The sequence below is a fragment of the Paracoccus tegillarcae genome, from assembly GCF_002847305.1.
Classification (GTDB): domain Bacteria; phylum Pseudomonadota; class Alphaproteobacteria; order Rhodobacterales; family Rhodobacteraceae; genus Paracoccus; species Paracoccus tegillarcae.
The window spans coordinates 2,162,827-2,180,351 of sequence record NZ_CP025408.1 but is presented as its reverse complement, the minus strand read 5'-3'; the positions used below and the strand labels follow the sequence as shown (position 1 = coordinate 2,180,351).

Annotated in this window: 17 protein-coding genes; 6 read left to right on the top strand and 11 right to left on the bottom strand. The window is 65.1% G+C overall.

The features are described 5' to 3' along the window. Position 1 precedes the first annotated feature (1 nt). Positions 2-1,492 carry a flavin-containing monooxygenase gene (locus tag CUV01_RS10685; protein ID WP_101460459.1) on the top strand — a complete coding sequence of 497 codons (1,491 nt, stop codon included), beginning with the start codon at positions 2-4 and terminating at the stop codon, positions 1,490-1,492. On the opposite strand, the gene CUV01_RS10680 is transcribed toward CUV01_RS10685, so the two are convergent. From CUV01_RS10680 to CUV01_RS10670, 3 genes are read right to left on the bottom strand one after another with little or no spacing between them, the layout of a single operon-like run. Continuing rightward, entirely contained in the window at positions 1,493-2,362 is an 870-nt protein-coding gene (locus CUV01_RS10680; protein WP_101460458.1) for a glucosamine kinase nucleotide-binding domain-containing protein, read from the bottom strand. After that, complete coding sequence (locus CUV01_RS10675; RefSeq protein ID WP_101460457.1) at positions 2,343-3,050, bottom strand: GNAT family N-acetyltransferase; 708 nt, start codon at positions 3,048-3,050, stop codon at positions 2,343-2,345. Before CUV01_RS10675 ends, CUV01_RS10680 begins: the two co-directional genes overlap by 20 nt. Further along, complete coding sequence (locus tag CUV01_RS10670; protein ID WP_101460456.1) at positions 3,050-3,790, bottom strand: competence/damage-inducible protein A; 741 nt, start codon at positions 3,788-3,790, stop codon at positions 3,050-3,052. Before CUV01_RS10670 ends, CUV01_RS10675 begins: the two co-directional genes overlap by 1 nt. Positions 3,791-3,894: 104 nt before the next feature. Between CUV01_RS10670 and map the strand changes: the two genes are divergently transcribed. Next, on the top strand, positions 3,895-4,698 hold the full coding sequence (gene map / locus CUV01_RS10665) for a type I methionyl aminopeptidase (protein ID WP_101460455.1): 804 nt from the start codon (positions 3,895-3,897) through the stop codon (positions 4,696-4,698). 259 nt (positions 4,699-4,957) lie between these two features. Continuing rightward, positions 4,958-5,998 carry a TRAP transporter substrate-binding protein gene (locus tag CUV01_RS10655; protein ID WP_232962192.1) on the top strand — a complete coding sequence of 347 codons (1,041 nt, stop codon included), beginning with the start codon at positions 4,958-4,960 and terminating at the stop codon, positions 5,996-5,998. A gap of 54 nt (positions 5,999-6,052) precedes the next feature. Here CUV01_RS10655 and CUV01_RS10650 read toward each other — a convergent pair whose 3' ends face one another. From CUV01_RS10650 to kynU, 4 genes are all read right to left on the bottom strand, one after another. Then, positions 6,053-9,133 carry an efflux RND transporter permease subunit gene (locus CUV01_RS10650; protein ID WP_101460453.1) on the bottom strand — a complete coding sequence of 1,027 codons (3,081 nt, stop codon included), beginning with the start codon at positions 9,131-9,133 and terminating at the stop codon, positions 6,053-6,055. Continuing rightward, the gene (locus CUV01_RS10645) at positions 9,130-10,242 is read right to left on the bottom strand and encodes an efflux RND transporter periplasmic adaptor subunit (protein WP_101460452.1); all 1,113 of its coding nucleotides are present in this window, start codon (positions 10,240-10,242) and stop codon (positions 9,130-9,132) included. Before CUV01_RS10645 ends, CUV01_RS10650 begins: the two co-directional genes overlap by 4 nt. After that, positions 10,239-11,309, bottom strand: a complete 1,071-nt coding sequence (locus CUV01_RS10640; RefSeq protein ID WP_232962191.1) for an efflux RND transporter periplasmic adaptor subunit — start codon at positions 11,307-11,309, stop codon at positions 10,239-10,241. The genes CUV01_RS10645 and CUV01_RS10640 overlap by 4 nt, the downstream gene beginning before the upstream one ends. Before the next feature lie 80 nt (positions 11,310-11,389). Beyond that, positions 11,390-12,577, bottom strand: coding sequence for a kynureninase (gene kynU / locus CUV01_RS10635; RefSeq protein ID WP_101460450.1), 1,188 nt, complete (start codon positions 12,575-12,577; stop codon positions 11,390-11,392). Positions 12,578-12,640: 63 nt separating this feature from the next. Between kynU and CUV01_RS10630 the strand changes: the two genes are divergently transcribed. Continuing rightward, on the top strand, positions 12,641-13,429 hold the full coding sequence (locus tag CUV01_RS10630) for an alpha/beta hydrolase (protein WP_101460449.1): 789 nt from the start codon (positions 12,641-12,643) through the stop codon (positions 13,427-13,429). Between the two features lie 6 nt (positions 13,430-13,435). Here the strand turns inward: CUV01_RS10630 and CUV01_RS10625 are convergent, their stop codons facing one another. Both CUV01_RS10625 and CUV01_RS10620 read right to left on the bottom strand, forming a co-directional pair. Continuing rightward, positions 13,436-14,221 (bottom strand): aldo/keto reductase, encoded by a 786-nt coding sequence (locus CUV01_RS10625; protein WP_232962190.1) that lies wholly within the window; start codon positions 14,219-14,221, stop codon positions 13,436-13,438. Between the two features lie 116 nt (positions 14,222-14,337). Further along, entirely contained in the window at positions 14,338-14,808 is a 471-nt protein-coding gene (locus CUV01_RS10620; RefSeq protein ID WP_101460447.1) for a YbaK/EbsC family protein, read from the bottom strand. A 45-nt stretch (positions 14,809-14,853) separates the two neighbouring features. Here CUV01_RS10620 and CUV01_RS10615 point away from each other — a divergent pair, with 45 nt between their 5' ends. Then, entirely contained in the window at positions 14,854-15,204 is a 351-nt protein-coding gene (locus CUV01_RS10615) for a hypothetical protein (RefSeq protein WP_101460446.1), read from the top strand. Between the two features lie 92 nt (positions 15,205-15,296). Next, on the top strand, positions 15,297-16,559 hold the full coding sequence (locus tag CUV01_RS10610; RefSeq protein WP_101460445.1) for a lytic murein transglycosylase: 1,263 nt from the start codon (positions 15,297-15,299) through the stop codon (positions 16,557-16,559). Between the two features lie 65 nt (positions 16,560-16,624). On the opposite strand, the gene rlmH is transcribed toward CUV01_RS10610, so the two are convergent. Both rlmH and rsfS read right to left on the bottom strand, forming a co-directional pair. Then, positions 16,625-17,092 carry a 23S rRNA (pseudouridine(1915)-N(3))-methyltransferase RlmH gene (gene rlmH, locus CUV01_RS10605; RefSeq protein WP_101460444.1) on the bottom strand — a complete coding sequence of 156 codons (468 nt, stop codon included), beginning with the start codon at positions 17,090-17,092 and terminating at the stop codon, positions 16,625-16,627. Between the two features lie 9 nt (positions 17,093-17,101). Beyond that, positions 17,102-17,455, bottom strand: a complete 354-nt coding sequence (gene rsfS, locus CUV01_RS10600) for a ribosome silencing factor (protein WP_422385833.1) — start codon at positions 17,453-17,455, stop codon at positions 17,102-17,104. Between the last annotated feature and the right edge of the window lie 70 nt (positions 17,456-17,525).

Here is a 17,525-nt window from a genome sequence, read left to right as displayed (position 1 = left end):
CATGGATCAGCCGAGACGCAAGACCGTCGCCGTGATCGGCGGCGGCGTCAGCGGGATTGCCGCGGCCAAAGCCTTTGACGAGCGCGGGCATCGGGTGCTGGGCTTTGAGCGCAGCCATGATCTGGGCGGCGTGTGGGAGCCGTCGCGCAGTTATCCCGGTGTCCAGACGCAATCGCCCAAGGAGCTGTATCGCTTTACCGATCTGGCGATGCCCGATGACTATCCCGAATGGCCCAGGGGGCCGCAGGTGCATGGCTATCTGCATGCCTATGCCGGCAAGCATGATCTGCACCGGCTGTTCCGGCTGAATACCAATGTGGCCTCGATGGACCGGCGGCCCGATGGCCAGCCCGGATGGCGGCTGAGCTTGCAGTCAGGCGATCACGAATGGACCGAGGATGTCGATTTCGTGGCCGTAGCGACGGGGCAGTTCTCGGACAAGAACATCCTCAGCTTTCCAGGGCAGGACGAGTTTGTCGCAGCCGGTGGGCAGGTCATGCATTCCGCCGAATATACCGATCCGGCGATTGCCGAGGGCAAGCATGTGCTGGTGCTGGGCGGGTCGAAATCGGCGACCGATCTGGTCGTGAACGCCGCAAAGAGCGGCGCGACATCGGTGACGATGGTCTATCGAGAGCCGGTCTGGCGCATCCCCTATTTCATCGGTGGCATCAATTTCAAACGCCTGCTGTATATCCGCGCGCAGGAAATGCAGTTCAACGGATGGGGCCGCCGCAGCAAGTTGGCAGCACTGGCCAGGCCCTTTATCTGGGCCAATTTTCGCGGCCTTGAAACGCTGCTGAAGCTGCAGCTTGGGCTGAAGAAATGGGACATGGTGCCAAGCGTGCCGATCGAGAAGGACATTTCCTGTTCGGTGCCCATCGTCACGCCGGGCCTGTTCGAGGCCTTTCGGGACGGCAGCGTCAAACCCATTCGCGGCACCATCGAACGGTTCGAGCCGGGACACGCGATCCTGACCACCGGCGACCGCATCCCGTGCGATGTGGCCGCCCTTGCCGTGGGGTGGAAACTGGGCATCCCCTATCTGGCGCAGGAACACCGCGACAAACTGATCGAGGCTGACGGGCAGTACCGCGTCTATCGGCTGTCGGTGAACCCGGACCTGCCGGATATGGGATTTGTCGGTTTCAACTCCAGCTTTTGCACGGTCTTGTCGGCCGAAATGGTCGCCAATTGGCTGGTCCGCTATATGGACGGGCAGCTTGCCCGCCAGCCGGATGAGGACCAGATGCGCGACGATATCGACGCCAATCTGGACTGGCGACGAACCCAGCGGCCAGCCGCACAGGTCTATGGCGGGCTGTGTTCCGCGCCCTTTCATTTTCGCCATTTCGACGAATTGGTCGATGATATCGGGGCACGCGAGCGGCGGCGCGGTTTCATCGCCGAGACCTTCACCCCGCCCGATGCCAGCGCCTATGGCCGTTATCTGGCCAGCGCACCGCAATACCGGGCCGGCCAGGCGGTCTGATCAGGCAGTCTGCCGGACCAGTTCGCGCGCCATCAGCAGCGCGCCATCCAGCGGGCTGCCCTTGGCCTCGGTCATCGGCCAGCGCCCGGCCAGACGCCCGGCAAAGATGCGCCCCAGCCCGCCATTGAAGGCCACGGGCAGCGCCGCGTCCGCCGGTTGCAGGCGGTCGATATAGGCGGCAATGCTGCGTTCTGCCTCGGCCAGGATCACGCGGGCGGCGGGGTCATCGGCCTGCTGGATCACCAGCGGGGCATGGGCCGCGAAATCGGCGGCGCGGGCGGTGGCGGCGAAGGTGATGATGCCGCTGACGCCGCCCATCTTGTCCAGCACCTCGGCCATCAGCGGGCTGCGGTCGTGCAAGCCGTCCGCCGTTTCCAGCGCGCGCGCCAGCAGCTGCCGGCCCAGCCAGTTGCCGCCGCCCTGATCGCCAATGATCGGGCCGCGACCGCCGACAACGATATCCTTGCCATCCAGCCTGCGCGAATAGACCGAGCCGGTGCCCAGCGCGGCGACAATCCCGTCTTCGCCGTCCAGCGCACCGACCATCGCCGTGACCGCATCCTGAACCACGCGCGCATTTGCAAAGGGAAGCTGCGGGACCAGCCAGTCATGCGCCTGCGACACCTCGGCCCCGGCCAGACCCATCACGGCGGTCACCCGGTCCGCGCCAACGCGGCCCCCCAGCGCCTGCTGACAGGCATCCAGAATGGCAGCCAGCGCGCCGTCGCGGTCGCTGTTGACGTTGGCCGGACCGCCCTGCCCGCGACCGATCTCTTGCCCGTCGGGATCAACCAGCACGGCGCGGCAGCCCGTGCCGCCGCCATCCAGCGCCAGCGCAAAGCCTGCGTCTTTACTGTTGGTAATAGCCATAACCAGCCACCTCGCTGAAACCCAGATGCTGGTAGAGCGCCATCGCCGCATCATTTTGACGGCTGACGGCAAGACCGATGCGCGCAGCCCCCTGATCCACCGCCCAAAAGGCCGCCTGCCGCATCATCCAGCCGGCCAGACCCAGCCTGCGCCAGTCGGGCAGGATCTCGACGGCATGCACCATCGCCACATCGCCGTGGATCGCCACGAAGGCCGCGCCCGCCGCGCGGTCCTTGATCCGGCCCAGAACCGAGGCGCGCGGCGCGGGCACGGCGTCCATCACCGCCTGACGCGCCGGATTGATACTGCCCGCAGCCCAGATATCGCGCTGGATCGCCAGCGGCGGCCAGACGGCGAAGGTGGTGATCGTCGGGATCGGCTGGTCCGTCAGGCGGTCGGCGGCGCAGGTCATGATCGCGGTCGGCGTCGAGGGCGCAAACCCCCGCGCCTCCAGCGCCGCGCGCAGATCGGTATTGTCGTCCATCACGCGAAATACCGCCGGCTGATTCCAGCCGCGAAAGAGGTCGATCGCCGCGTCGATATCGCCCTGCGACCAGGGCCCTGTCGCGCGGGCCGAATTCACCCGACCGCCCGCACCCGGCGTGTGCCCAAGGCGAAACCCGCCGGCATCGGCATATTCGGCGGCGGGCCATGTGGCCTCGAACGCCAGGGCCAGCGTGGCATCCATCACAGGGCCAGCCGCTGTTTCACCGCATGCATGGCCTCGGCCACGCGGGCGGCGTCCAGCCCGCGCACGACCAGATTGGTGCCCCAGCCGCGTTCGTCGTGAAACGGATAAGAGCCAAGCGACAGATCGCTGAATTCCCTGGCCAGTTCTGCCAGCGGCTCGGCCACATCGCTTTCGCCGCGCCGCACCTCGACCGACAGCGATTGCACGGGCCGTCCGCCGGGCAGTTTGGGGATCAGCCAATCGACCATGCCGCGAAACACCTCGGGCACGCCGGCCATCACATGGGTCTGACCGATGGAAAAGCCCGGCGCGGCGGACACCGCATTGTCGATCAGCGTCGCGCCGACGGGAATGCGGGCCATGCGCAGGCGATTCGGGGTCAGTTCCAACCCCATCCGGTCGCAACGGGCCTGCAGCAGCGCCCGCGCGCCGGCATCGACCACGACCGTAGTGCCATGCGCGGCGGCCACGGCATCGGCGGTGATGTCGTCATGGGTCGGACCGATGCCGCCGCTGGTGAACAGCAGATCAAACGCCCCGCCAAGGCTGCCATCCAGCGCGCGAACGGCGGCGACGATCTGATCCTGATCATCCGACACCACCCGGATCTCGCGCAGATCAAAGCCGGTGGCGTTCAGCACCTGTGCCAGATGGTGGGCGTTGCCCTCTCGGGTGCGGCCTGACAGAATCTCGTCACCGATGACCAGAATCGCGGCGGTGGGGTTGTCGGACTGCATCAATCGGCTCCTTCCGGTGGCATGCGGTTCTTTTACGCCGGGGCGCAGGGCTGGAACAAGCCGCCTTCCATCGCTATCTAGGGCTCAAGCGAAAGGTTGAGACGATGAACGAAGGCCGCATCACCCGCGAGGGCATCCGCATCCACGCAGCCGAGGATTCCGCCGGCATGGCCAAGGCAGGCGCTTTGGCGGCGCTGATCCTTGACGAGGTCGCAGATCTGGTAGAGCCGGGCGTGACCACCGGCGCGCTGAACGATTTCATCACCCGGCGGGTCGAGGAAGAGGGCGCAACCAGCGCCACCATCGGCTATCGCGGCTATCAGCATGCCAGTTGCATCAGCGTCAATCACGTCGTCTGCCACGGCATTCCCGGCGACAAGGTGCTGTCCAACGGCGATATCCTGAACATTGACGTGACGGTCATCGTCGATGGCTGGTACGGCGACACAAGCCGCATGTATGTGGCCGGCCGCGCGCCGATCAAGGCGCAGCGGCTGATCCAGGTCACCCATGACGCGCTGATGTTCGGCATCGAGGCAGTGAAACCCGGCAATACCTTTGGCGATATCGGCGAGGCGATCCAGCGTCACGCCGAAGGCCACCGCATGTCTGTGGTGCGCGATTTCTGCGGCCACGGGCTGGGCCGGGTGTTCCACGCCCCGCCCAATGTGCTGCATTTCGGACGTTCGGGCAAAGGGCCGACGCTGGAAGAGGGCATGTTCTTCACCATCGAGCCGATGCTGAACCTCGGTCGCCCGGAAACCAAGATCCTGGCCGATGACTGGACCGCCGTCACCCGCGACAAATCGCTGTCGGCGCAGTTCGAGCATTCCATTGGCGTGACCGCAGACGGGGCCGAGATCTTTACCCTCTCGCCCGGCGACACGTTCTTTCCCGATCTGGGCTAAGGCGCGCCGTCGCGCTTGCGGTGCAAATCAGGGCTTTTCCGGCGATTTCCCGCAGCGCCCGGATGACCCCATCCAAGACCGCGCTGTTGCGTCGCTTGCAGGCCGTGATCCGCGAGGTTCCTGACCGTTTCGCGCAACACTTCGCGCCTGCGCGGCAAGAATGCCTGTTTCGGTTCATTTTCTTTGACATCAGCAGACCGGTCCCTATGGTTCGCCGCGCCGCAGCGCATTTTTCGCTGCAACAGGATGGAGTCCGCCCGTGAAATTCGCCCCCGTCGCAGCCCTCGCCCTGCTGGCCGCCCTGCCCGCCAACGCGCAAGAGGTCACCTTGCGCTTTCAGCATTTCGTTTCGCCGATGTCGGCCAATCCGACGCATTTCATGCAGCCCTGGGCCGAAAAGATCGAAGCCGATAGCGGCGGTCGCATCAAGATCGAGCTGTATCCCGCCATGCAACTGGGCGGCACGGCGCAGGAAATGTTCGACATGGTGCGCGACGGCGTCGTCGATGGCGGCTGGATCGCCCCCAGCTATCAGCCCGGACGTTTCCCCGAGGCCGAGGCGCTGGAACTGCCCTTCATGGTCACCAAATCGGCGGAAGAGGCCAGCCGTGCCGCCTGGGTCTACGGGCAAAAGCACCTGCTGGACGATTTCGAGGGCGTCAAGGTTGTCGCCATGCATATGCACGGGCGCGGTCTGATCCACAAAAAGGGCGATCCCGTCGAAACGGCGGCCGATTTTCGCGGCTTGAAACTGCGCGGCCCCTCGCGCCCCGCAACGCTGCTGCTGGAAAAACTGGGCGCAGCACCGGTCGGCATGCCGGTCATGGCCTTTCCCGAGGCGCTGTCCAAGGGCGTGCTGGATGGTGGCGTGATCACATGGGAACTGGCGCCATCGCTGAAACTGAACGAGCTGGCACCGACCCATACCGATGTGGCGGGTGAAAAGTCGCTTTATAACCTGTTTCTGGTCTGGGGCATGAACCAGTCGAAATACGACGCATTGCCCGATGACCTGAAGGCTGTGATCGACGCAAATTCCGGCTTTTACACCAGCGCCTGGTCGGGCCGCGCGCATGACATCGGTGATGCCGAGGGCAAGGCCAAGATGGAAGAGGCCGGCAATCTGATCACCCAGATGAGCGATGAGGCCACATCAGAGATTCACGCGCTTGGCGATGAGGTGATCGCCGAATGGGTGGTCGAGATGAACGGCAAGGGCCTGAACGCCGAGGCGCTGCTTTCGGATGCACGCGCCGCCGTGCAGGTCACCCGCGATATCGAAGGCACGCGCGATTATTGATCCGACGGCCAGACAGATCGGCAGCGCCCGCCCCATGACAGGGCGGGCGTTCTGCTATGTGGCGGGCGCGGCGTTGACGGGCTGGGGCGCGGGCTCGTCCTTGGGTGGGCGCACGCCAAAGACCGCACAATAGAGCGCCGGCACAAAGACCAGCGTGATCAGCGTGCCGGCGATGATGCCGCCCATCATGGAAAACGCCATCGGCCCCCAGAACACCTGCCGCGAGATCGGGATCAGCGCCAGCGATGCCGCCGCCGCCGTCAGCAGGATCGGCCTTGCCCGGCTATCGGCACCTTCATAGACCGCCTGCCAGCGCGAGTAACCTTTTTCGCGCAGCGCCTCGACCTCGTGGACAAGGATGATCGAGTTTCGGATCAGGATCCCGATCAGCGCCAGAATCCCCAGAATCGCCACAAAGCCCATCGGCACGCCAAAGGGCACCAGCACCGCAACGACGCCGATCAAGCCCAGCGGTGCGGCGGCAAAGACGATCAGCGACAACCGAAAGCTTTGCATCTGCGCCATGACCAGCAGGGCCATGATCAGGATCATCACCGGCACCACAGCCGCGATGGGTTCCTGGCTTTCGCTGGAGGTCTCGACCGTGCCGCCCACGACCACGCGCACCCGCTGCGGCAGGGTTTCCTGATACTCGGCAACGCTGCCGGCCAGCGCCTGCACCAGCGTCGCCGGCTGATCCCTGGTGGCGATGGCGGCCATGACGGTGACGGTGGGCAGACCGTCGCGCTGCATGATCAGGGGTTGCTCGGTGCCGAATTCCAGCGTCGCCAGCGTGGCCAGCGGCACATGCCCGCCGCTGCCCGTGGTCAGTTGCAGGTTACGGATCGAATCCAGCGAGCCGCGATCCTCGTCATCGCCGCGCGCCACCACGTCGATCAGAAAGATATCGTCGCGCAACTGCGTGATCGTGGTGCCCGAAAACAGCGCCGACAGCGCCCCCGCGATATCCTGACTGGTGACGCCGATCTGGCGCGCCTTGTCCTGATTGACGACCAGCCGCACAACGCGCGCGGGCTCGTTCCAGTCCAATGCGATCTCGCGCAAACGCGGTTCGCTGGACATGACCGAGGCCAAGCCGCGCGCCGCATCGCGCGCCTCATCGATATCGGGCGCACTGACGCGATACTGCACCGGCTTGCCGACCGGCGGGCCGATTTCGAGGTTCTTGATATAGACATCCGTGCCGATCATCTCGCGCTTGGCGAAATCGCCCAGCTTGATCTTGAGCCGGTCGCGCGCCTCGAGATCCGGCGTCTGGATGACGATCTGGCCCATATGCGGACCGGCGGTCGGCACATCCATCGACAGCACAAAGCGGGGCGCGCCACGCCCGACATAAGAGGTCCAGAACAGCACGTCGTCATCGCCCTGCAACTGCGCCTCGATCAGGTCCATATCGGCGCGGGTCTTGGCGATCGAGGCATTCTGCCGCTCGCCGACGTCGATGATGACCTCGGTGCGGTCCGAGGTGGGAAAGAACTGCTGCTCGACAAAGCGCATGCTCCAGACCGACACCGCGAAGATCGCGAAGGTGATCACGATCGTCAGCCATTTCAGCCGCATCGCGCCCAGCAGCAGCCGGCGAAAGACGCGGCGCAGGATGCCGGGATTGGCGTGGTCGTGATGCATTGTCTTTGGCAGAAAGGTCACCCCCAGGATCGGCGCGAACAGCACCGCAACGATCCATGACACCACCAGCGACACCGCGATCACCACGAACAGCGAAAAGGTGAACTCGCCCGCAGCCGAACTGTTCAGTCCGATGGGGATAAAGCCCGCCACCGTGACCAGCGTCCCCGACAGCATCGGAAACGCGATCGAGGTCCAGGCATAGCTGGCCGCCTGACGCCGGTTTTCACCCAGTTCCAGCCGCGAGATCATCGTCTCGATGGCGATCATCGCATCATCGACCAGCAGCCCAAGCGCGATGATCAGTGCACCAAGCGAGATCCGCTGCAAGGTGATGCCGTAAAGGTCCATGACCAGAAAGGTGATCGCCAGAACCAGCGGGATGGTCAGCGTGACCACCAGACCCGCACGCAGGCCCAGACTGATGAAACTGACGATCAGCACGATCCCCACCGCCTCGGCCAGTGCGGTGATGAAATGGCCGACCGCCTCTTCGACCACATGCGGCTGGTCGGCGAATTTGGCCATCTCGATGCCGATCGGCAGCTCGGCCGCGATCCCGTCCATCAGCACGTCCAGCTCTTCGCCGAAGGTCAGGATGTTCTCGCCCTCGCGCATGCCGATCTGCAATCCGATGGCCGGCTGCCCGTTATAGCGAAACAGCGTCTCGGGCGGGTCCTGATAGCCACGCCGGACGGTGGCCACATCGGCCAGATTGAAGAACCGGTCACCGACCCGCAGGTTGACCGCGGAAATGGCGGCGGCATCGTCGAACTGCCCGCCCACACGCACCAGCACACGTTCATCGCCAGCCTGGATCACACCCGATGGCGCGATGGCGTTCTGGACGGCCAGCGTGTTCATCACCTCTTGCTGGTTCAGCCCCAATGCGGCCAGCCGCGTGGTCGAGAATTCGAGATAGATTTCCTCTTTCTGCTCGCCCAGCAACTCGGTCTTGCCGGCGGCAGGCAGGGCGGCGACCTGCTTGCGGATCGTCTCGACCCGGTCGCGCAGCTCGCGCTGGCTGAACCCATCCGAGGTAAAGGCAAAGATATTGCCGTAGACATCGCCGAAATTGTCGTTGAACTGGAAACCCGCGAATTCCTGCGGGAATTCGGGCCGGATGTCCGACATCATCTGGCGGACACGCTTCCACACCTCTGGCACACCGGGGCCGCGGATCGTGTCGAGCAATTCCACATAAACAACCGATTGGCCGGGCATGGTGACCGAGCGGGTGAATTTCAGCTCGTCCAGCTCTTCCAGCTTGGTCTCGATGCGGGTGGTGACCTGCTGCAATGTCTCGTCGATGGTCGCACCGGGCAGGGCCGCGCCGATGATCATCGTCTTGATGGTGAAATTCGGGTCTTCCTCGCGGCCCAGATTTCCATAGCTGATCGCCCCCGCAATCATCGAGATGATCAGCAGGAACCAGACAAAGCTGCGATGGCTGAGCGCCCAGTCCGAGAGGTTGAAACCCTTCATGGCGCGACCCTTTCGCCGACGGCCTGCCCCTCGCTCAGCGAATTGACGCCGCGAATGACCACCTCATCGCCTTGCTGCAGACCGGAATTGACAAAGGCGCGCCCCAACAGCGACGCGCCCAGCACCACATGCACCAGTTCAACCACGGCCTGATCGCCCTGCCGCTGCACGCGCCAGACGTGGTCAAGGCCGTCGCGATCAAAGACCGCCTGCAAGGGCAGCGTCATCGCGATCTCGGTTTCGCCCGCCACGCGCGCGCGGATCAGCGATCCCAGCCGCAGATGCGCCCCGTCATCCAGCGACAGATGCACCCGCCGCGTTCGGGTCGCGCTATCGGCCAGCGGGTCGATCCGGTCAACTGTGGCGCGGGTTTCGGTGGCGGGATCGTCGTCCTGCCAGACGGTGAAGACCGCGCCGTCGCCCAGTTCTGACAGGGCGGCGTCGGGCAGGTCGATGACCGCCTCGCGCGCCTCGCGGGCCGACAGTTGCAGGACCTGTTCGCCGGCGGTCAGAACCGCACCCGGATTGGCGTAGACGGCACTGACAACGCCGTCGAATGGCGCGGCCATGCGCGCAAATCCCTCGGCATCCTCGGCCCGGATCAGTTCCGAGCGCGCCTGCCCGACCGAGGCCTCGGCGGTGGCCAGCGCCTGTTCGGCCTGTTCCAGCTGCGCGGTCGAGGCCACGTTGCGACGTGCCAGCGCGCGGGTCCGTTCCGCGGTCGCCTGACTGGTCGACAGTTGCACCTCTGCCGCATCCAGCGAGGCGCTGGCGGCACGGACGTTATCGGCCAGATCGTCGGGGTCCAGTTCGGCCAGCACATCGCCGGTCACGACATCATCGCCCAGTTCGACATGCCGCGCCACCAGTCGCCCAAGCGTCTGGAACCCCAGCGTCACCTGCTGTCGCGCCACCACCAGTCCGGGAACCGAGCGGGCCTTGATATCGCTGTCGGACACCACCTCGGTGACAACCGGTCGGGGCGGTCCAGCCGGCGCCGGTGCCTCGTCCTTTTGCCAGGGCAACTGAAACGCAGCGGCGGGCAGTGCCATCGCGGCGGCCAGACAAAGCGCGCCCGCCAGCCTGGTGATATGCTGGCGCGAGTTCATGGATTTGTCTCCGGCGTTTCGGCATTCAGGGCCGCATCGACGACCGCGCGGCCGGGGTACAACATCTGCGATCCCGCGCCGACGACCACCTGCCCCTCTTCCAGACCACTGCCCACAAAGACGGCGCCATTGGAAAACCGTTCGATCACCACCGGCGCCAGACTGACGGTGCCATCCTCACCCACCAGCCAGACCGCAGGATCAGCGCCGCTGCGTGTCAGCGTCGTCCAGGGAACGGAGATCGCCGATTTTACCGGGAAACGAACCGTGCCGCGCACGGCGGTGCCCAGCAGCCGCGTATTGGTCGGCACGCCTTCGACCTCTGCGCGCAGCGTGACCGTGCCGTATTGCGGATCGACCAGAGGCGCGATCTCGCTGACCTTGCCGACCATGTCTGGGGCGTCGATGTCGATGGGATGCAATTCGACGCGCGCGCCCATGGCATCATCCAGATTGGGAAGGTCGGGCGTCTGAAACACCGCCTCAAAGCCGCCAAAGGCCGCCAGTGACACGACCGGCTGCGCCGCGCCCACGATCTGCCCCGGATCGGCATTGCGCCCCGTCACGACCGAGGCGGCACGCGCGCGCAGGACCGTATCATCGACCGCGCGCCGCGCCTGATCCACCTGAGAATTGGCACTGCGCACCGCGCCCTCGGCCTGCGACAGCGCCTGCTGTGCCTGATCGCGCGCCGCACGGGTGCCGACGCCGCGTTCCAGCATGGCGCGCGACCGGTCAAAGGCCTGCTGCGCCTGCGCCCGCGTCGCCTCGGCTGATGCCAGGCTGGCCTCGGCCACCAACAGCGCCTGATCCTGCTGCACCGGGTCGGTCCGGGCCAGCGCCTGACCGGCGGTGACCTGATCGCCCTCTTCGACCATCACCTCGACCACGCGTCCGCCTTGGCGAAAGCCCAGTTCGACCGAATCTCGCGCCTCCAGCGTGCCGGTCAGCGCCGCCTCATCGCTGAGATCCGCCAGTTGAACGGGAACAAACTCTACGGCAAGCGGCGTTTCGGCCATGACACTGCCCGGATTTGGCAGGCCGATCGCGAAAAAAATAAACAGCAAGCAGCGTCTCATCGCTGGCCCCTTGTACCGAATCCCGATTTATTGCTGGATTCGGGCGGGAATGAAAAGGTCAGCTTACGCTAGGTCACCTTTGCGCGCTGGTGAAAACGCGGGTCATCCCAACTGCCATCGCGCAGGATACGGGCCAGTGTATCCACCGCACGCTCAATGTCCGAAACGTCGTTATACAAAGGCGCAAATCCAAAACGCAGCACGTCCGGCGCACGGAAATCACCGATGACACCCTCGGCGATCAGAGCCTGCATGACCGCATAGCCCTGCGGATGCAAAAAACTGACCTGAGAGCCGCGCTGCGCCGGATGGCGCGGCGAATTCAGCACCAGATCGGGGCAATTTTCCTGCACCCCCGTGATGAATGCCTCGCTCAGTTCAATGGATCGCGCCCTCAGATCGGCCAGTTCAACGCCGTCCCAGACATCCAGCGCCGCATCCAGCGCGGTCATCGCGATCACCGGCGGCGTGCCGACGCGCATCCGCTCGATCCCGGCGGCGGGGCGATAATCCAGATCAAAGGCAAAGGGCGCTGCATGGCCCATCCAGCCCTGCAGGATGGGCGCGGCTGCGTCGGAATGACGCGGATGGGTCCAGATAAAGGCGGGCGCGCCGGGTCCGCCATTGATGTATTTATAGGTACAACCCACGGCGAAATCGGCATCAACGCCCAGCAGATCCACATCGACGGCACCGGCGGAATGCGCCAGATCCCACACCGCCAGCGCACCGGCCTGATGGGCGCGGGCCGTCAATGCGGCCATGTCGTGACGGCGACCGGTGCGATAATCCACCTCGGTCAGCATCAGCACGGCCAGATCATCGGTGATCGCATCGGCGACCTCTTCGGGTCGCACCACCCGCAACTCGGCATCGACCGCGCCGGCCAGCCCTTCGGCGACGTAAAGATCCGAGGGGAAATTGCCGCTATCGGACAGAATCACCCGCCGATCGGGTCGCAAGGCGCGCGCGGCGCTGACCGCCTGGAACACCTTGATCGACAGCGTGTCACCCATCACGACCTGCCCTTCGCCCGCACCGATCAGCCGCGCGATACGGTCGCCCACGCGGCGAGGCTGCGCGTACCAGCCCGCCGAATTCCAGCCGCGGATCAACTGTTCCGCCCATTCATCGCGCATCATGTCGGCCACGCGCGCGGTGGCGGCAACCGGCATCGGCCCCAGCGAATTGCCGTCCAGATAAGTGACGCCTTCGGGCAGGTGAAAGGCGGCGCGTGTGCGGGTAAAATCGGTCATCGCAGGCTCCCTCTTGACCCGAGGCTACCAGCCGGGTCTGCTGCGCGAAAGAGGGGGAGCGCGATGCTGTATCAGGTCACCGATTGGGACGATGCCTATGCCAACGGGCCGCATATACCGGGCGCCGAGGCCTATCCGCCCCGCTGGCAGGCAGAGGCTGCGGCGTTTCGCGCGGCAACCCGGCATGAAGCATTGGGCGAGGGCCACCTGTTCCGGCCCGATGGCGAGGCCGCCGGGCTGATGGTGTTCATCCATGGCGGCTATTGGATGAAATTCTCGCCGGCGGATTTCTCGCATCTGGCGGCAGGTGCGGTGGCGCGGGGCTGGGCGGTGGCGATGCCCGCGTACCGGCTGGCGCCCGATGCCAGCATCTCGCAGATCACCCGGCAGGTGGCCCAGGGCGTGACCGAGGCGGCAGGCCGGATCAGCGGCCCGATTGCCCTGACCGGGCATTCGGCGGGCGGGCATCTGGCCGCGCGAATGATTTGCGACGACGGCACCTTGCCCGATGAGGTCGCAACGCGGGTCACGGCCTGCGTGCCGATATCGGGCCTTGGCGATCTGCGGCCGCTGCTGCGCACCGCGATCAACGACACCCTGCATCTGGACCCGCAAGAGGCCGCCGCAGAAAGCCCGGCCCTGCTGTCGCCACGCCAGAAAATTCCGGTCACCGCCTGGGTCGGCGGGATGGAGCGGCCGGAATTCATCCGCCAGTCGCGGCTGCTGGCCGATATCTGGGCCGGGTTGGGCGCGCCCACAGATCTGATTGTCGATCCGGGGCGCCATCATTTCGACGTGGTCGAGGGGCTGTGCGACCCCGACAGCGCGCTGATCAGGCAATTGCTGGCATAAACCGCCTCAGCGCTTGTCGAACGTGTCGGGGTCCGGACCCGTGCGATTGCCCTGATCCAGCGCATCCAGCGCCTCCATATCGGCCATGGACAACTCGATATCGAGGCAGTGGAAATTCTCGTTCAACCGTTCGGGGCGCTCGGATTTCGGGATGACCGACAACCCGTGCTGCAAATGCCAGCGCAAGACGACCTGTGCAGGCGTGCAATCCAGACGCTCGGCAATGCTGGCGACCTGGGGCAGCGAAAAATCGCCGCGGCCCAACGGCGTCCAGCTTTGGGTCACGATCCCCAGCTTGCGATCGGCCTGACGCATCTCGGTCTGGGTCAGCGTCGGATGCACTTCGATCTGGTTCAGCGCCGGCACTTCGCCGGTTTCGTCGATCAGCCGGCGCAGATGCGGCTCCTGGAAATTCGCCACCCCGATAGAGCGCACACGCCCCTCTTGGCGCAGGCGGATCAGGGCCTTCCAGCTGTCGACATACAGATCAACCGACGGCATCGGCCAATGGATCAGATACAGATCCAGATAATCCAGACCAAGCCGTTCCATCGTCTTGTCAAAGGCCTTCAGCGCCGCATCATGGCCCTGATCACCATTCCAGAGCTTCGAGGTCACGAACAACTGCTCGCGCAACTGCCCTGACTCTCGCAACCCCTGACCGAGGCCCTCTTCGTTTCCATAGGCGGCCGCGCCGTCGATCAGTCGATAGCCGATCTTGATCGACTCGGTCACGACTGTCGCAGTGTCTTCGTTTGGCACCTGCCAGACACCTACCCCCAACTGGGGCATGATGTTTCCATCATTAAGGGTCAATCTTGGCTGAATCATCACTCGCTCCACTGCATACCGCAAAAGGTTAACACAAGCATTTGGAGAGGGTGACTAACGAATACACCCAAAAGCGCCTACTTGACGAAAACGGTAGGTTTCGACCCCGTAATTTCCAATAAACGGTCTGGTGCGATGGCAAAAATGTGGCGCGGGGTGCCCGCTGCGGCCCAGACCTGCGCGAAATCGGACAGGCGCGGGTCGAAAAAGGCGGTGATCGGGTTCAGATGTCCGATCGGGGCAACGCCGCCGATGGCAAAACCGGTTTCCGCGCGGATCAGGGCTGCATCGGCCTTGCCCAGTGGCTGACCGGCCACCTGTGAGGCCAGATCCGGATCGACGCGGTTGCCCCCGGCGGTCAGGAACAGCAGGACATGGCCGCTTTCCTCGCCGCGAAAGATGATCGACTTGGCGATCTGATCGACCTCGCAGCCGGCGGCCTGCGCGGCATCCTGCGCCGTGCGCGTCGTCTCGGTCATTTCCAGCACCTGGGCCTGCTCGCCCGCGGCCTCCAGTGCTGCCTTGACCCTTGCCAAGCTCTTGCTCATGTCGCATCCCCTTCATTGCACGGGCAATAGACAGAGGATCAAGCCATGGCGCAACAGGTCTATACCCTGCTGATCGAGGTCGGGCGCAGCAAGGGCGACGGGCTGCCCAAAGGCGCGACGGGCGCAGGCCTTGTCTGCTATGCCTCGGGCAAGGACGAGGCCGAGGCCGTGCGCGAGGCGGTGGCGATCCTGAAACAGGCCGAGATGGCGCCGCTGGACGTGACCGGCTACGGCACCCTGGACGAGCGGCTGGCCGAGGGTCACGAGATCGGCGATGACGAACGCGACCTGATGGCGCGCGCGCTGGCCGAAAACGCTGTCATCATCGCACAGGTGGAACCGTTCTTCGAGGATGCCAAAGACGCCGCCAAAGGCAACGCCGAAGACAGGGGCTAAGCCAGCGCCACTTACCCTATTCAAGCCGATTCGCTTGGGTTAGACTGTTCGCCAAAGAGCATAAAACAGCAGTTAACCGACAGGCGATTTTCATGAAGATTTCGACGCTTCGCATCCTTTTGGCGACAACCCTTGCGCTCAGCGTGGCGGCCTGCGGCGCGCCGCTGAGCCGCAGCCCCGGTTCAGCCGGGGCGCAGGTCACCATCCCGCAACGCCCGGCGGGCGCGCCGGCCAGCCAGGCGGGTCTGCAGCAATGGGTACAGCAATTCCGGCCCGTCGCGCTGTCGCAGGGGATCTCGCCCGCGACCTTTGACCGGTCCATGGCGCTGGCCAGCTATCAATCCGACATCATTGCACTGGACCGGCGGCAAAGCGAATTTTCGCGCCCGATCTGGGCCTATATCGACGATGCCGCCTCGGGCAATCGCGTCAGCACCGGACGCAGCAAGGCCTCGCAGCTTGGCAGCACGCTTACCGCGATCGAGGGCCGCTATGGCGTGCCGCGCGAAATCGTTCTGGCCGTCTGGGGGATGGAATCGAACTTCGGCGGCAATCGCGGCTCGACCAGAATCGTTCCGGCGCTGTCCACGCTGGCCTATGACGGGCGGCGCGGGCAGTTCTTTGGCAACGAGCTGATCGCCGCCCTGCGGATCATCCAGTCGGGCGATACCGGACCCGAGGGGCTGGTCGGCAGCTGGGCCGGCGCCATGGGCCATACGCAGTTCATGCCCTCGTCCTATCTGGCCCATGCGGTCGATTTCAACGGCGACGGACGGCGCGACATCTGGTCGAACGACCCGACGGATTCGCTGGCATCGACGGCGGCCTATCTGCGGCAGGCGGGCTGGCGTCAGGGCATGCCCTGGGGGGTCGAGGTCGTGCTGCCCTCGAACTTCAACTATGCGCTGTCGGGCAAGGAACAGCAGCGCGCGGGCGGCAGCTGGGCCGGCATGGGCGTGCGCACGGCCAACGGCACCGCGATGCCGGGCTGGTCGGGCTCGATCCTGGTGCCTGCGGGCTCGGGCGGGCCGGCCTTCCTGATCTCGCCGAACTTCCGCGCAATCCTGGATTACAACACCTCTGACAGCTATGCGCTTGGGGTCAGCATTCTGTGCGACCGCATCGCGGGGCGGTCCGGCGTGCAGGGTTCATGGCCGCGCGGCGAGCGCACACTGTCCAATGCCGAAAAGGCCGAGATCCAGCGCCTGCTGGCCGCGCGCGGCTTCTATCGCGATGAGATCGACGGCAAGCTGGGCAGCAAATCGACGCTGGCCATCCGGGCCTTCCAGCAATCGGTTGGCGCAACGGCGGATGGCTATGCCGATGCGCAGTTGCTGGCGATGCTGCGGGGCTAAGGAAAAGGTGGGGCCGCGCGCCGGCCCCATTGCCGCCGCCCCTCGGGGCCACGGATCAGCGGCCCCTATTCGCGGTGATAGGGCCCACCGGCCAGAATGGTCGAGGCACGGTAAAGCTGCTCGGCAAGCATGACGCGGGCCAGCATATGCGGCCAGACCATCCGGCTAAAGCTGATCTGCCAGTCGGCGCGCTCGCGCAGCGCGGCGTCAATGCCGTCGGCACCGCCAATCACAAAGCACAGATCCCGCGCCTGATCGCGATAGCTGGCCAGCCTGGCGGCGAATTCGGGCGAGGTCGGCTGCTGGCCGCGCTCATCCAGCGCCACCACCGCCGCGCCATCCGGCAGGGCGCGGGCCAGCAGTTCAGCCTCGGCGGCCATACCGCCGCCGCGCTTGTCTTCGATTTCAAGGATTTGCACCGGGGGCAGACCCAACCCCCGGCCGGTTTTGGCAAAGCGGTCCAGATAATCGGCAATCAGCGCCGATTCCGGCCCCTTGCGCAGCCGCCCGACGGCGGCGATCACGATCTTCATACCGCCGGTTCAGTGACCTGCTGGCGGTTGCGTCGGACGCGAACGGGCCAGCGCATCGGCCGGCATCCACATCTTTTCCAACTGATAAAAGTCGCGCACTTCGGGCCGAAACACATGCACGACGACATCATCGGTGTCGATCAGCACCCAATCGCCGGCATCCTTGCCTTCGATCCGGGCGGTGCGTCCGGTTGCCTTCTTGTAGCGCTCGGCCAGTTTTTCGGCGATCGTGGCCACCTGACGCGCATTGCGCCCCGAGGCGATCACCATATGATCGGCCATGGCGGAACGTCCGCGCAGATCAATCTGCACGATGTCCTCGGCCTTGTCGTCCTCAAGCGAGGATAGGATGCGGTCCAGCACCTGATCGCTGCTCAGGTCTGTTGCCGCGGCGGTCGCTGCCGACGTTTCGGCCGGCGTGACGTGGTGAGAC

What these genes read in the sequence shown, in the direction of transcription:
- CUV01_RS10675 (WP_101460457.1), bottom strand. Translation starts at nt 3,050, where the DNA reads ATGGATGCCACGCTGGCCCTGGCGTTCGAGGCCACATGGCCCGCCGCC.
- map (WP_101460455.1), top strand. Translation starts at nt 3,895, where the DNA reads ATGAACGAAGGCCGCATCACCCGCGAGGGCATCCGCATCCACGCAGCC.
- CUV01_RS10630 (WP_101460449.1), top strand. Translation starts at nt 12,641, where the DNA reads ATGCTGTATCAGGTCACCGATTGGGACGATGCCTATGCCAACGGGCCG.
- kynU (WP_101460450.1), bottom strand. Translation starts at nt 12,577, where the DNA reads ATGACCGATTTTACCCGCACACGCGCCGCCTTTCACCTGCCCGAAGGC.
- CUV01_RS10685 (WP_101460459.1), top strand. Translation starts at nt 2, where the DNA reads ATGGATCAGCCGAGACGCAAGACCGTCGCCGTGATCGGCGGCGGCGTC.
- CUV01_RS10670 (WP_101460456.1), bottom strand. Translation starts at nt 3,790, where the DNA reads ATGCAGTCCGACAACCCCACCGCCGCGATTCTGGTCATCGGTGACGAG.
- rlmH (WP_101460444.1), bottom strand. Translation starts at nt 17,092, where the DNA reads ATGAAGATCGTGATCGCCGCCGTCGGGCGGCTGCGCAAGGGGCCGGAA.
- CUV01_RS10645 (WP_101460452.1), bottom strand. Translation starts at nt 10,242, where the DNA reads ATGAACTCGCGCCAGCATATCACCAGGCTGGCGGGCGCGCTTTGTCTG.
- CUV01_RS10620 (WP_101460447.1), bottom strand. Translation starts at nt 14,808, where the DNA reads ATGAGCAAGAGCTTGGCAAGGGTCAAGGCAGCACTGGAGGCCGCGGGC.
- CUV01_RS10610 (WP_101460445.1), top strand. Translation starts at nt 15,297, where the DNA reads ATGAAGATTTCGACGCTTCGCATCCTTTTGGCGACAACCCTTGCGCTC.
- CUV01_RS10615 (WP_101460446.1), top strand. Translation starts at nt 14,854, where the DNA reads ATGGCGCAACAGGTCTATACCCTGCTGATCGAGGTCGGGCGCAGCAAG.
- CUV01_RS10650 (WP_101460453.1), bottom strand. Translation starts at nt 9,133, where the DNA reads ATGAAGGGTTTCAACCTCTCGGACTGGGCGCTCAGCCATCGCAGCTTT.
- CUV01_RS10625 (WP_232962190.1), bottom strand. Translation starts at nt 14,221, where the DNA reads ATGCCCCAGTTGGGGGTAGGTGTCTGGCAGGTGCCAAACGAAGACACT.
- CUV01_RS10680 (WP_101460458.1), bottom strand. Translation starts at nt 2,362, where the DNA reads ATGGCTATTACCAACAGTAAAGACGCAGGCTTTGCGCTGGCGCTGGAT.